Raw genomic sequence first — 14514 nt, forward strand, 5'->3', positions numbered from 1 at the left:
CAAAAAAAGCATGAAAAAACTAACTTTACTACTATTTGCTATTACAACCTCAATAACTGGTTTTTCTCAAGATGATGACACTTCAGGAAGTAATATTCAAACCTACACACCTTCTAAATTATTAAGTCAAGGACAATGGGATATTAAGTTTTTTAATAATCTTTATACACAAACAGAAAGTACGTTTACATCTGGTACTGAAGCTAGAGAAACTTATTTTACATCAACTGTAGATGTGTTTACAGGTATTAGTGCTAATAACCGCTTTAATGTTGGTTTACTATTAGAGTTTAGATCTAATGTTATTGGAAATCGTGATGCTTTAGATGTGTTTAAATTTGATGGTGAATCAAATACTGCACGTTCTGGTTTTACATCTTTTGCGCCTGCAGTTAAATTTAACCCTATTAAAAGTGTTAGTAATTTTACTATCCAGACAGCGTTTCATATTCCTTTAGTTGATAACGAAAGTGAAAACGGAGTGTTTTTAGATCAAAAAGGGTTTACGTTTCAAAATCGTTTTTTTTATGATTACAATTTCAACTCTAAATGGCAATTGTTTACAGAGCTTAATACAGAATATCACTTTGGTAAAAAAGAAGATAGTTTTGCTAATAACAGTTTAAGCTTAACACCAGGTTTGTTTTTAAGTTATTTCCCGAGTTCTAAATTTACAGTTTTAGGATTAGTACAACACTCACAACGTATAGATACAGGTAATGATTTTGAGCAAGATTTTACTGCAGTTGGAGGAGGAGCAAAATACCAAATTAGTGATGTGTTAAATATTGAAACCTTGTACTCTAAATTTGTTAGAGGAAGCAATACTGGTTTAGGACAATCTTTTAATATTGGTTTAAGAGCCTTATTTTAATAAGTAACATTAATTTAAAAGTAAATATATCCTGCTGAAAAGCGGGATTTATTTATATTTAGTAAAAAAACATGATGCGCTTTATTCAGCTTTTACTTATTACAATTTTACTTCAATCTTGTACAACACAAGACAAAAAAATAAACGGAGTAAGTTTTGTGGCGCACAGAGATAGTATTACTCAGCAAAATATAGATCCACTTTTAAATGTTAATGCTAATTATGCTGCCATTATGCCTTTTGGTGTTATTAAAGATTTAGCTCATCCTGAAGTTAGTTATGGAGCCGAAAGACAATGGTTTGGTGAGACTAAAATAGGTGGCAAACAGTATGTAAATGCCTTAAAAAAAGACAACATTAAAATCATGCTTAAACCGCAACTTTGGGTTTGGCATGGCGAGTTTACTGGTTTTATAACAATGAAAACTGAAGCGGATTGGAAAATCTTAGAAGAAACTTACACTAAATATATTCTGGATTTTGCTCAAGTGGCTCAAGATACAAAAGCAGAAATTTTTTGTATTGGTACAGAATTAGAGAACTTTGTGGAAGAGCGACCAGACTATTGGTTTAATTTAATTACTAAGGTCAGAGCTATTTATAAAGGTAAATTAACTTACGCAGCTAATTGGAATGAGTATACAAAAACACCTTTTTGGGAACAATTAGATTATATTGGTATTGATGCCTATTTTCCGGTTAGTGATAGTAAAACACCCACTGTAGAAGAGTGTTTAAAGGGTTGGATAAAGCATAAAAAAACAATAGTAGAGTTTACTGAAAAATATAATAAACCAATTTTGTTTACCGAGTTTGGTTACCGTAGTGTAGATTATGCAGGAAAAGCACCATGGACTGTAGATAGAATTGAAGAAAAAGTAAATCTAGAAGCACAGGTTAATACTACCAAAGCTTTATTTGAAGCTTTCTGGAAAGAAGACTGGTTTGCTGGAGGTTTTGTCTGGAAATGGTTTATTAATCATGATAAAGTTGGAGGTGTTGATAATAATAGATTTACACCACAAAATAAACCTGCAGAAACACTTATTAAAAAACATTATAAAGTAAATTAGATGAAGTATTTATTATTTGTTTTAGCCTTTTTTGGTGTTACTATCGCACAATCACAAAACATATCTGATGTTAAAATCCAAGGAAATAAAAAGCTAAAGTCTAGTTTTGTCAAAAAAGTAGCTAATGCTAAATCTGGTGCAGTTTTAGATAGTACCCAATTGGATGAAGATATTAAATTATTAAAACGATTACCATCTGTATCTCATGCGTATTATCAAGTATTTCCTTCAGAAAATGGAGATTATAATGTGTTTTATAATATCGAAGAAAATTTTACCATTATACCTTCTTTTAATGTATATACCTCAAATGATGGCGAGTTTGCTTATAGACTTGGTGTTTATGAATTTAATTTGTTAGGGCAAAACATGATTTTTGGTGGATTTTATCAAAAAGATATATTCAGCTCATATGGTATAAATTTTAGAGCACCTTATTTATTTAGTCGTCAGTTTGGTTTGGCCATTAATCATCAAGATTTACAAACTTTAGAGCCTGTTTTTTTTGATAATACCACTTCAGATTATAGATACAGAAACAAATCTTTTGAAGTTTTAGGATTGTATCAGCCTAATTTTAATAACCGTTTTGAGTTTGGTATTAATTCTTTTTTAGAAGAGTATGAATATCAGTCAGGAGCAACCAATCCTGATGTTCCTCAAGCATTGAGTGTTAATAAATTATTGTATAAAGCCATATACGAATACAATAATCTAGATTACAATTATCAATACGTTTCGGGTTTTAAAAGTCAATTAAATGTACAATATGTAACGTCTACTAGTGATGATTTACCTGAATTTTTAATTGGATGGAATGATTTTAATTATTACAAAAGAGTAGGGCAAAGAGGGAATTGGGCAACACGTGTTAGGTTAGGATTATCTAGTAATGACGAAACGCCTTTTGCACCTTTTTCAGTAGATAATAATTTAAATATTAGAGGTGTTGGTAATACCATTGATAGAGGTACAGGAGCAGTTGTTTTAAATACGGAATATAGACATACATTATATGAAAAAGGTTGGTTTGCATTGCAAGGTAATGCGTTTGTAGATGCAGGAAGCTGGCGAAATCCTGGTGGAGATTTAGGAGATTTTGGTGATGCTGATAACTTACGAGTGTTTCCAGGTGTAGGCTTGCGTTTTATACACAAATCTATTTTTAATGCTATTTTTAGGATAGATTATGGTTACGGAATTTCAGAAAAAGATGGTCAAGGATTAGTCTTTGGTATAGGACAGTATTTTTAAGAAATATGTTTTTTGTAGTACTGGTGTAGTACTTCAGCAGAAGCACCAAACCATTTTTTTATATATATGACTAAATAATGATATTGTAGTGTCCAAATGCCATGTTTTTGATATAGTCTAGCTGAGGTTTTAAGCTTATGGTTAATCACAACAAATTCTTTGCGTTTATAAAGTTCATTTATTAAAATATTGTCTTCGTAGATAATGTAATTTTCATCATAACCACCAATATCATCAAATAACGCTTTGGTTATAAACTGACTTTGATCACCACCACGACTTGCACGCCATGAAAATTGAGTTAACCAACTAGTAAAACGTAGCCACCAATGGTTGCTATCAAATTGTAATCTAAAACAACCAGCATTATTACCTTTTTTAATTTCATCTAAAATTAATTGGTCATATCTGTTAGGCGGAAAAGAATCTGCGTGTAAAAAATAAAGTATATCACCTTTTGAAGCTTTGGCACCAAGATTCATTTGTTTAGCACGACCTTTTTCAGAATGTAAAACTTTAATATTTAAACCTAATGCTTGGATAATTGAAACGGTATTGTCTGTACTTCCACCATCCACAACTATAATCTCTTGGATGGTGTTTAAAGAAGCATTATCAATTAAATGATATAGTACTTCTGTAATGTGTTTAGCTTCATTTAAAACCGGAATAATAATACTTATCATGCTGTATTTACGTAAGTTTTATTAGGTTGGTTTTAGTTATTTAAGTCCCAGTTGTAATCTTTGTAACTAATTTTAGCTTTCGCTGAAATTGTTACGTCTGTATACTTGTTCAAAAAATCAATTAAACTTCCGTTTTGTTCAAAATCTTTACTAAACCATTTAAAGATTTTAGATAGTTTTAAAACGTTTTCAGAGATTTCATTTCGGTTTGTATCACTTAAAAACTCTTGAGTAGCCAAAGTTAATTGCGTTTCTAAATTTGAAGCTATAAATGCAGTGTTTTGTAATTTAGGACAAGAATAAGAGGCGCAAACAATAGCAAAATGTATACGTGGTTCGTCCATTTTTCGTAAAATTTCGTGTTCAATGTCTTCTAAACTATACCATTTGTCTCCTAGTTTCCAAAGTTTTTGACCCCAAGGATCTTTGATGTCTTTTATGCTTTTTACAGGATAGTTTTTTATAATTAAATCTATTGTTAACGCGTTGTATGCATTAATCCAAAAGGCTAGTTTTTCTACTTTTAAAATAGAATCAAATTCAGGTTTAGACTTTATTAAAGCGAGAATATGTATGTATTCTAATAATTTTTTATGATCGGTTTTAAATGATTTATAGTTTACATTTCCGTTATCAGAAACATGTTTTTGTAATAATTCATCCCATAAAAAATGAATGTTAGAATGCTCTGTTTTCGTAAGTGCTTGATTAAAAACAATTGTGGTATCTTGTTGTATCTCAGTTTTGGCTTTTAAAACCGTGTTTTCTTTTAGTGCCTTAGTTTCGGTTTTAGAATTGTTGTCCGTTTTAATTTCAGCTTCAGCTATAGCTTCTTTTTTAAAGTTATTAGTTGCTGTTTGGGTATTTTGTGCAGTTTGTTTTGTGCTTTTACAAGCGCAAAACAAGACTAATAATACTAAAGCTAAAAGTTGTTTCATTTTTTTAAAGGATATAATTCTTGACTAATAAAATCTTTTGGAAAGTGCTCATCTCCTTCAAAACCTAACTCGATATCACGACCATCATGTGGTATGTAATTGGTTTTAAAAATATAATCCCAAATACTTAGGGTTATCCCAAAGTTGACTCCAAATTTTGTGTGCTCTGGTAAGTGTTTTACATGATGCCAAATGTGCATTTTTGGATTGTTAAATACATATTTTAAAACACCATAATCCCAACCTAAATTGGCATGATTTAAGTGTCCAACGGTTATTGCAAAAAAGTGGACTATTGCTACATGTTGCGCATCAAAACCACCAATTATTGCAATAGGGATGTATAGCATGGATTTGTATAAAACCGGTTCCATCCAATGGTAACGTAAATGGGCTGCAAATCCCATTTCTTTAACGCTGTGATGTACTTTATGGAAGTTCCATAAAAACTCAAAACGATGTAATAAATTATGAGTTATCCATTGCGTAAAGTCAGAGATTATAAAAAATATAAATAAGCCTAACCACAATGGTAAATTATCTACATCAAACAGTTGAAAACTTGAAATTGATAAACCAACAACGCCCAAAATATCATCAAAAAAACCAGCAGCAGTATTAGATAGTGCTATTAAAATAATAAGATTTAGTAAAAAGAAATTAAAAAACATGTAAAACGTATCCAACCAAAAATCCTTACGAAAAATAGATTGCTTTTTACGCCAAGGAAACAGAATTTCTAAACCCCAAACAAATAATGATATTATGATTAATCCATAAAAATAGTTGTCCCAATTATTTGGGAATATAATTTGGTGTTTTAGGTAGTTCCAATAGCCAAAGTAGGCGTTTTTTATAATGTCTAAATACTTTTCCATAGTTGGCTAAATTAGCCTTTTAGTTACTTTTTTGATGTAACTAAAGTTACATCGTGTTATAATGATTCTATCAATCCTTTAAATAGTGTAATCATATCAGGCTCTGCTTGATTAGCCATAGCTATAATCTCACCAATATCTACAGGTTTTAGATTACTTGGGTCGCATTCGTCTGTTAAAACTGACACTGCAGCTACCTTTAAATTTAAATGATTGGCGACAATAACTTCAGGTACAGTACTCATTCCTACTGCATCTGCACCAATAATTTTAAGCATGCGGTATTCTGCTCTAGTTTCTAATTGTGGCCCAACAACACTAGCATAAACACCTTCGTGTAATTTTATATTATTAGCTTTTGCTATAGCTTTAATTTTTGCATTAATGTCTAAATCATAAGGCGCACTCATATCTGCAAAACGCTCGCCAAGCTCAGCAACTCCTTTAAAAGCTAGAGGTGAACTTCCTTGTAGGTTAATATGATCGTCAATAAGCATTAATTCGCCTTTCTTAAAGTCTAAATTAATAGCTCCAGAAGCATTAGATACCAATAATGTTTTGATACCCAATTTTTCCATAACTCTAACTGGGTACGTAACATCTTGCAAGCTGTAACCTTCATAAACATGAAAACGACCTTGCATTACAATTATTTTTTTTCCAGCTAATGTTCCGTAAATTAATTTTCCTTTATGAAACTCGACAGTAGCTGTAGGGAAATTAGGAATGTGATTATAACTCACCTCTTGAATAACTTCAAGTTCATCCGTTAATTTTCCTAATCCAGTTCCTAGAATAATACCAACTTCTGGTTGGTCAAATCCTTTTTCTTTTAGGTATTCTACGGTTTTATTTATTTGCTTTATCATGTTCAATTAAGGCTTTTAAGGTTTGGTTGTTGGACATATCTTCGTATGTGTCAACATCATTTAATGGTTCTAACAAAAATACGTTTTCCTTAACTAAATCTTTCATGGTGTCTTCAAAAACTGTTTCGGTTCCCCAAGATTTATTTTCAAAAACAGCAGGATGCAATTGTTTCATTCCTAAAAGATAGTAGCCACCATCTATTGCAGGTCCAATCACTGCATCATTGTTGTCTAAAGCATCAAAAGCATTATTAATATGTTCGGGTTTTAGGTCGTATAAATCGCTACCAACTATAACTATTTTAGTGTAGCCAGCATCAAAACCAGTTTTAAAGGCATTAGACATTCTTATGCCTAAGTGGTCTCCAACTTGTTGATGTTTTTGATATATGTCAGGATTCCAAAGGTCGTTTTCTCTAATTTTAACCGAGTAATATACTGCCTTGTCACAGTCTATTTGTTGTAAAACATTTTCAGTGTGTTCTAATAATTTTTTATATATCGCTAAAGCGGAAATATTGCCAATAGTCTTAGCTAATCTTGTTTTTACTTTTCCTAATTCAGGGTTTCTGGTAAAGGTTATTACTAGATTTTTATGCATGAATTTTTATTTTTTTGTAGAAGTTGTTTCAAATACTTTTATCCCTTTAGTTAACCATTTGCTCCAAGCTTCATTAAAAGTATGTATTTGTTCTGTTTCATTGTCTTCGGAATCTACTACAGTAAAATCATTGTTTTTCCACTCGAAAATACCTCCATATAGATTAAATACGTTTGTGTAACCTTCATCTTTTAGTTTTTTTGCAATGTTTTCCGATCGTATTCCTAAAGAGCAATAGACTACTATTTTTTGTTCTTTATTAGTGTATTGATTGGTAACTGTTTTAATGTCAAAAAAATCGTAACCTACTAAAGTTGCATTTTTAATGTGACTGACTTCAAACTCTTTAGGTTCTCTTGCATCTAGAATAATAGCGTCTGTTTTTGGCATTGCTAATTCTTGCACAGAAATATAAGGGACGCTGTTTTTGTTGTGTTTTTTTAGTAACTCATCCAACGTGTCTTGTGCTATGCTTTGCGCAGTAAAAAGACTTATAAATAAAAATAATACTGTTTTCATGTGATTTATAAATTAAGTCCAAAGCCTTGTAATCCACTTTCAATAGCTGGTAAAATCTCAGTATTATCCCAAATACCAGTCACAATTGTTCTTGCGTATTCTTCTGGTAATAAACTGTTTTTCATTAAACTATTAGTTAGCTTGTAATTATAGTCGAGCGTATGATGCGTAAATTTCATTTCACCATTAATTTCTTCTAAAATGGCATACCAAACTTGTGGTGATCCATCATTAGCAGGCATACCAATAACACCTGGATTTAACCATAATTTGTTGTCTTGCTCATGACTAAAAGGTAATCCGCAATGTCCAGCAATAATAACATCGCTTTTAGTTTTGTCTATTGTTTTGGCCTTAGTATTCCAGTCGGTAGATTTAAATACAAACTCCGATACATTAAAATAATCACCATGTACAACGGTTACTTTTTTATTAGCATAATTAAAAGTGATATGATCAGGAAACGTTGCTAAATACGCTATCGAGTTTTTGCTTAGTTTGCTTTGTGCATAAGGATACCAAAGTTTAGAAAAGCCATCACATCGTGAGCCTTCAGTAAAATCGCATCCACAATCAGCTTCACCTTCGGTTAATTGGATTTCTACATTTCCTAAAATACTTTTAGCATTCCAAATTTTTAAAAGCTGAACCGTTTCTTCAGGTTGTGCGCAATAGCCAACAACGTCTCCTGTGCAAATACAATTTTCTGGAGCTATATGTTGTTGTTCAGCTACAGCTTTAAGTGCTTCTAAGGCTTGAAGATTACTGTAAACGCCTCCAAAAAGTAAGACTTTACCAGATAATGTGCCTATATTATTTATTGTTTTATCCATCTAGGAACGAAATATAAAAGGTTACAACTAAAAATCCCCCAAACATTTACCCAAAGTAAATCGGCATAACGACCCTTTGTAAAAATTAAACCTTCTGGGAAAACTTTGAATACTAATAAAAAGCCAAAAAGGATGCCACAGCCAATACTTAAATAAAAACTGATTTTTGGCACTTTATAATTCCAGAACACAAATATTGGTGTTAAACCAATGACCATAGTTCCAGATATTGTGGTGGCAGAGAGGATTTCGGCATTAAAAAATATGGGAATTGTACCAAGTACAGCAATGGCTACCATTGCTAATCTACCAAATGTTAGGCTTTTGCCTAATCCCAAATCGACTGCCAATAATTTTGAAAACGATGAAAACGTTGAATCTAAGGTTGATGCTGCTGAGGTAATCATAATAAAATTAATGACTAATAATACCACAACTCCAAATGCTTTTCCAACCTCTACAGCTGCTTGTCCTTTTAAACCTTGAGTTTGTGCATACACACCAATTAAACTAAAAAGTACAATGCAAATAGCTCCTAATAAACTAGCCCACAAAAAGCTTTTTCTAGTCACTTTTGGGGAACTAATAAAAGCTCTGTCTGTTAACACAGGATCATGAAAAGGGTAGCTAAAGGATTGTATAATGGCAGCAAAAAAGAGGTTTAAACCTAGTTCAAAACTCCAAGTTCCTGAAGTTACAATGTCTTTTGTGCTAAAGTTTTCAACTGAAAAAATTGTATATAAAATAATGATTAATAATACCGAAAATAAAATCATTTGTATCACGTCTGTAAATATCGAGCTGCTTAATCCACCTTTAATAGCGTAGCTAAGGGTTAATAATGTAAATACTATTATGGCTGTGTAATAGCTAGCACTTCCAGTTTCACCAAAGTAAGAGCCAATAACCATGGTATTACTCCAAACTTCATTAAATAATCTAATGATGATTAAAAACGTGAACACAGCAACCGCTTTTTTGCCATATTTACTAGTTAAAAAGTCATGGATACTTGTAAAGCCACCTTTGGTACGTAATTGATAAATTAGTAATCCAGCAACCGCAAAACTTAGATAATATCCAGCATAAGCGACACCTCCAACCAAACCAAAATCTAGGCCTAAATTAGCAGCATTAGTAATGCTTTTAGCAAAAATCCAAGAGATTATTAAACTACCAGTTAGCACTAAAACATTTGGCGACTTTTTGTTGTGATTAGCTTTAAAAAAAGATGCAGTGGTTTTTGCATAAGGTGATAAGGCAAACAAGATTAAACTTGAAGCGATCACTAAAACCCATTGCCAAATTTCTGTACTCATTTTTTAGTTTTGGTCCCACCAAACTGGGAAGTTAATATCGTTACCATTAGTTGCACTTGCTGCTTGATTATAGTTTTCGGCATTTAAAGCTTCTTCTTCTGCAGGATAAGGCATTCTTACAGGTATTAATCCATTGTTTAAACTTGCAGATATTGCATTAAACTCAGGAAAACCTGTGCGTCTGTATTCTAGCCAACCTTCATAACCATTTATAAGATTGGCAATCCATTTTTGGGTGATAATTTGTTGTAAAGGCGTTGTTCCTGGTGCATTATAAGCAGCATTGGTTGTTAGGTAAGTTGCAGGTAAGTCGGTTTGCCAATATTCAAAAGCTTGTGAAACTCCAGTTTCATATAATTCTTGTGCATTGGCACTAATTAACCCTTTTAAAGCAGCTTCAGCTAAAATAAAATGAACTTCCCAAGAGGTTATAAAATTGGCATCCAAAACCGAAGTGTCTTCTCTAAAAGCACTTCCTGCTAAAGAGTAGTCTGCTAAAGCAATTGATGTTGATGAGGCGTCAATACCATTAATTAAACCATTAAATTGATTGGAGGACGAGTTTTCAAAAGGTTTGAAAAAAGTGCTTATTCTATCATCATTTAGGTCAATTAAAATATTTTCCATCGTTTCCGATAAGACAAAATTATTGAAATCTCCTACTCTTAATTGAGCTAATCTAAAGCTATTTGGATCTGTGTTTGTAAAGTTGAAAATAGCATTTTCAGCTGTAGCTGAAATATAATTACCTTCATTATATAAGGTTTGTAAGTCATTTGATACATCCACTTGATCGGAAATACGAAGCAAATATTTCAATTTTAAACTATTTGCAAATTTTACCCAAGCGTCTAAATCACCATTAAATAAAATATCTCCTTCCAACGGAATCGCTAAATCGTAATTTGTAATAGCTTCAATCCCTTTATTAAGGTTATCTAATATCCCATTTTCATTTAAATAAATAGATTCTTGACTGTCATAGCTTGGTGTAACGGTTCCCTCAATTCCATTAAAGGCTTCAAAATAAGGTACATCACCAAACAAATCTGTTAATCCTGCTGCCATATATGCTTTTAAAATTAAAGCAGGACCTTCATAAACCTTAAAGGTTGAGGTTGTTTTGGATTGAGTTAATATAATCTCGTTATCACGTAAATTGGTGTAAAATATTGGCCAAGGATTTCCTCCTAATTGTGGCGATTTTAAATCATGTCTGTCAAATAGGTTAAAGTCTAAAGCAGTTCTGTGTTGCGATAATAAATCACCTGCAACAAAACCTTCGTAACTCATTTGTTCCCCAAAATCATAAATAACCTGACGTAGTAGTAAATTAGGTTGTACTGTGTTTGGCGCATTAGGATTGGTGTTTATGTCTTCAAAGTCTTTAGTGCAACTTGTCATTAAAACAAGCGTAAAAAAGCTTAATATGTATAATGTGTTTTTCATGATGTGTCTATTAAAAAATTAAACTTGCTTTTAATCCAAAACTGCGAGATGTGGCATAACTCATGTCTTCCACACCACTAACAAAACCGTTACCTTGTACTGCTAATTGTTCTGGGTCAAAATGTGGGTTTTCAGTAATAACAAACAAATTGCGACCAATTAAGGATATGGCAATATCACCACCTTCTTCTAACCCTAAAAAGCCTTCTTTTAGCTTAAAATTGTAACCAATAGAAAATTGTCTCAATTTTAAGTAAGACGCGTCATAGATGTTATTTTGTTCTTGATTTCTGTCATAAAATTGTCTGTAATAGCTTTCTGCAGATATAGCTACAGTATTTGGTAAACCTGTATTAACATTAACTCCTTCTGCAACAATACCTTCATCAGGTCTGTATTCTGTTTCGGCTAATTGTCCTCCAACATTACCTAATGCGCTAGTTCTTGATACAATTTCGCCACCTTGTCTCCAGTCAAATAAAAAGCTTGCAGTCCAATTTTTATAGCTAAAGTCATTGTTCCAACCTAATGTGAAATCTGGATTATAATTTCCAAGTTTCTGCAAAAAATTATTGCTGATGTAATTACCTTGGTCATCTAAAACAAATTCTCCAGTTGGGTTAGTACTATAACCTGTACCATAAATGTCTCCAATCTGTCCACCTTCTTCAACTTGAAACCAAACCGTTTGATTGGCACTATCATAAATTCGGCTATAAGCCAAAGTTAAACGTCCATCTTCTTGAGGTAACTCTTCAATAGTTGCTTTGTTTTTAGCAAAATTGAAGGTTGTATTCCATTTAAAACTAGACGTTTTAATAGGAGTGAAGCCAGCAATAATTTCGACACCAGTCGATTTTACTTTTCCACCATTTACAACTTGTTGTTCATAACCTGACGAAATTGGTATTGGTAATGAAATTATTTGATCTTTAGTTATAGCATTATAATAGGTAAAGTCAAAACGAATACGATCTTTCAAGAAACGTAAATCTGCACCAAACTCGTAATTTGTAGTGCTTTCTGGTTTTAATTCAGAGTTAGGAATAAAATCCTGATTACTAAAAGTAGGTTGACTATTAAAAGGTGTTTGCGATACAAAAGCTCCGGAAGTTTGATACGGATTAGTATCGTTACCAACTTGTGCTACACTGGCTCTTAACTTTGCAAAAGATACAGCTTCAGGAAGCTCTGCAACATTAGATAAAATAAAACTGGCTGAAGCCGAAGGATAGAAAAAAGAAGTACCATCCACCGAAAAAGGGGTTGCTAAAGCACTAGACCAATCATTACGACCAGTAATGTCTAAAAACAGAAAATCTTTATAGCCTAATTTTGCAATTCCATAAAAGGAATTGATACGTTTTTTAGATTCAAACTGAAACACTTCAATAGGTGATGCAGCATTATTTAAATTAAAAATTCCAGGTTGCGCCAAACTAACCGTTTGTGATTGCTTGGTTGATGCTGTCTGGTTTAATCGGTTTCCACCAATAGATATATCTAGTTTAAAATCGCCAAACGTATTATTATAGTTTAATAGAAAATCGGTGTTAACTTCTCTGTAAAACACATCGTGTTCTGCGTAAGCACCATTTTGAAAACGATTACTAGAATACGCACGTTTTAGTATTCTTTTTTCAGACGAATAATCCATTCCTGTTCTAACCTGAAGATTTAAATGGTCTGTAAATTTATGTGTAATAGCTACGTTTCCGAAGACACGATCACGATTAAAACTATTTGTGTTTTCGTATAAAATAAAATAAGGATTATCAAAAAAGGTGTAGTTAAAACTATATTGTTGTACACCTTCTAAACCTGGTTGCCAATAGTTTTTTAAGCTATTAATATCAAGGCTTCGTGGTCCCCAAGCTACCAAGCTGTAATTTACATTTTCGCTACCATAACCGTTAGATGGTCTGTTATCACTTGTAGAATTGGTGTAAGATAATGAGGTTGAAATAGTCGTTTTTTCTGTAGGCTCAAAATTTAGTTTTGCAGCAACAGTTTGTCGATCTAAATTTACACCAGGAATAATAGATTCGCTTCTTAAATCTGTAAACGATAATCTATAATCACCAGTATCAAAACCATTAGAAATAGCAATATTGTTTATTGTAGTAATTCCTGTTTGATAAAAATCTTTTAAGTTGTCTGGATTAGACTGAAATAAGGTTGGTGTAATAGCGTCACCAGAATATAAAGCAGTATCTCCACCACGTACAATAGTTCCGTTTGCTAATGTTACTGGACTATTAAATTGCGGAATGTAAATACCAGCATCCAATTGTGGTCCCCAAGAATAGGTGATGTTATCATTAATTCCACCTCCAAGACCATCAACGTATTCAAATTGTCCAGAATTACCTTGACCGTAACTATTCTGAAATTCTGGTAATCTAAACGCATTGTCAACAAATAACGACGTGTTAATACTAATTCCTAAACCTTTAGTTTTTTTACCATCTTTGGTTTTAATAACAATCACTCCGTTTGATGCGCGCGTACCATATAAAGCAGCAGCACTTGGACCTTTTAAGACAGAAACCTCTTCAATATCATCAGCATTAACTTCCATAGCTCCATTTCCAAAATCTATTTCCTGAAAACCAGCAGCAGCTTCGTTTGTAAAGTTGAAAACAGTATTGTTATTGATAGGGACACCATCGACAACAAATAGAGGATTGTTGTTAGAGAAAGAGGCTTCACCACGAATAGTTATTTTTGAAGACGATCCAACACCTGTGGCACCTTGAGAGACTGTTACACCTGCAAGTTTACCAGCAAGATTATCGATAAAGTTAACCGTTTTAACTTCGGTTAAACCTTCACTTTTTAAGGATTGTACTACATATCCAAGCTCTTTAGTGTCGCGTTCAAGCCCCAAAGCAGTAATGACTACTTCGTCTAAATTAGAGGTGTCTTCTTCTAAAATAACATTAATAACCGATTGATTATTAGTTGCAATTTGTTGTGTTTTGTACCCAATAAATGAGAATGTTAAGTGTTCCGTTTCGTCAGAAATTATAATAGAATAGTCACCAAACCCATTGGTTGTTGTTCCATTATTTTGGTCTGCCAAAATATTAACATACGCTAAAGTTTGACCATCTTGTGCACTTGTTACAGTACCAGTAATTGTAGTTTGTGCAACGCTAAATGTACAAACAAGAAGCAAAGCACATAGGTAAATGTGTTTCATTAAATAATAAAGATTA

General features: G+C 32.5%; 13 protein-coding genes. 3 read left to right on the forward strand and 10 right to left on the reverse strand.

The window, feature by feature from the left end; all coding sequences use genetic code 11:
* Positions 1 to 10 precede the first annotated feature (10 nt).
* From V6251_RS06910 to V6251_RS06920, 3 genes are all read left to right on the forward strand, one after another.
* Positions 11 to 874 (forward strand): transporter, encoded by an 864-nt coding sequence (locus V6251_RS06910; protein ID WP_341587557.1) that lies wholly within the window; start codon positions 11 to 13, stop codon positions 872 to 874.
* A gap of 74 nt (positions 875 to 948) precedes the next feature.
* Positions 949 to 1947, forward strand: a complete 999-nt coding sequence (locus tag V6251_RS06915) for a glycoside hydrolase family 113 (protein ID WP_341587634.1) — start codon at positions 949 to 951, stop codon at positions 1945 to 1947.
* The gene (locus V6251_RS06920; RefSeq protein WP_341587558.1) at positions 1948 to 3201 is read left to right on the forward strand and encodes a POTRA domain-containing protein; all 1254 of its coding nucleotides are present in this window, start codon (positions 1948 to 1950) and stop codon (positions 3199 to 3201) included.
* Here V6251_RS06920 and V6251_RS06925 read toward each other — a convergent pair.
* Genes V6251_RS06925 through V6251_RS06970 form a run of 10 tightly spaced genes read right to left on the reverse strand, consistent with a single transcriptional unit; the run spans position 3198 to position 14498 of the window.
* Positions 3198 to 3887: a TIGR04283 family arsenosugar biosynthesis glycosyltransferase gene (locus V6251_RS06925; RefSeq protein ID WP_341587559.1), complete on the reverse strand. Its 690-nt coding sequence runs from the start codon at positions 3885 to 3887 to the stop codon at positions 3198 to 3200. The two genes, V6251_RS06920 and V6251_RS06925, sit on opposite strands and share 4 nt — an antisense overlap.
* A 32-nt stretch (positions 3888 to 3919) precedes the next feature.
* Entirely contained in the window at positions 3920 to 4825 is a 906-nt protein-coding gene (locus tag V6251_RS06930; protein ID WP_341587560.1) for a DUF547 domain-containing protein, read from the reverse strand.
* Positions 4822 to 5703, reverse strand: coding sequence for a sterol desaturase family protein (locus V6251_RS06935; RefSeq protein ID WP_341587561.1), 882 nt, complete (start codon positions 5701 to 5703; stop codon positions 4822 to 4824). Before V6251_RS06935 ends, V6251_RS06930 begins: the two co-directional genes overlap by 4 nt.
* Positions 5704 to 5759: 56 nt before the next feature.
* Positions 5760 to 6572 (reverse strand): purine-nucleoside phosphorylase, encoded by an 813-nt coding sequence (locus V6251_RS06940; protein ID WP_341587562.1) that lies wholly within the window; start codon positions 6570 to 6572, stop codon positions 5760 to 5762.
* Positions 6553 to 7173, reverse strand: coding sequence for a TIGR04282 family arsenosugar biosynthesis glycosyltransferase (locus tag V6251_RS06945; protein WP_341587563.1), 621 nt, complete (start codon positions 7171 to 7173; stop codon positions 6553 to 6555). Before V6251_RS06945 ends, V6251_RS06940 begins: the two co-directional genes overlap by 20 nt.
* A gap of 6 nt (positions 7174 to 7179) precedes the next feature.
* Positions 7180 to 7692, reverse strand: a complete 513-nt coding sequence (locus V6251_RS06950) for a rhodanese-like domain-containing protein (protein WP_341587564.1) — start codon at positions 7690 to 7692, stop codon at positions 7180 to 7182.
* A 5-nt stretch (positions 7693 to 7697) separates the two neighbouring features.
* Positions 7698 to 8525 carry a metallophosphoesterase family protein gene (locus tag V6251_RS06955; protein WP_341587565.1) on the reverse strand — a complete coding sequence of 276 codons (828 nt, stop codon included), beginning with the start codon at positions 8523 to 8525 and terminating at the stop codon, positions 7698 to 7700.
* A complete protein-coding gene (locus tag V6251_RS06960; RefSeq protein ID WP_341587566.1) occupies positions 8510 to 9844 on the reverse strand; it encodes a sodium:solute symporter family transporter in 1335 nt (444 codons plus the stop codon). The genes V6251_RS06955 and V6251_RS06960 overlap by 16 nt, the downstream gene beginning before the upstream one ends.
* 3 nt (positions 9845 to 9847) lie before the next feature.
* A complete protein-coding gene (locus tag V6251_RS06965) occupies positions 9848 to 11293 on the reverse strand; it encodes a SusD/RagB family nutrient-binding outer membrane lipoprotein (protein ID WP_341587567.1) in 1446 nt (481 codons plus the stop codon).
* A gap of 10 nt (positions 11294 to 11303) precedes the next feature.
* The gene (locus V6251_RS06970) at positions 11304 to 14498 is read right to left on the reverse strand and encodes a SusC/RagA family TonB-linked outer membrane protein (RefSeq protein WP_341587568.1); all 3195 of its coding nucleotides are present in this window, start codon (positions 14496 to 14498) and stop codon (positions 11304 to 11306) included.
* Positions 14499 to 14514: the final 16 nt, after the last annotated feature.

This window comes from Olleya sp. Ti.3.14, assembly GCF_038154885.1.
Lineage (GTDB): Bacteria > Bacteroidota > Bacteroidia > Flavobacteriales > Flavobacteriaceae > Olleya.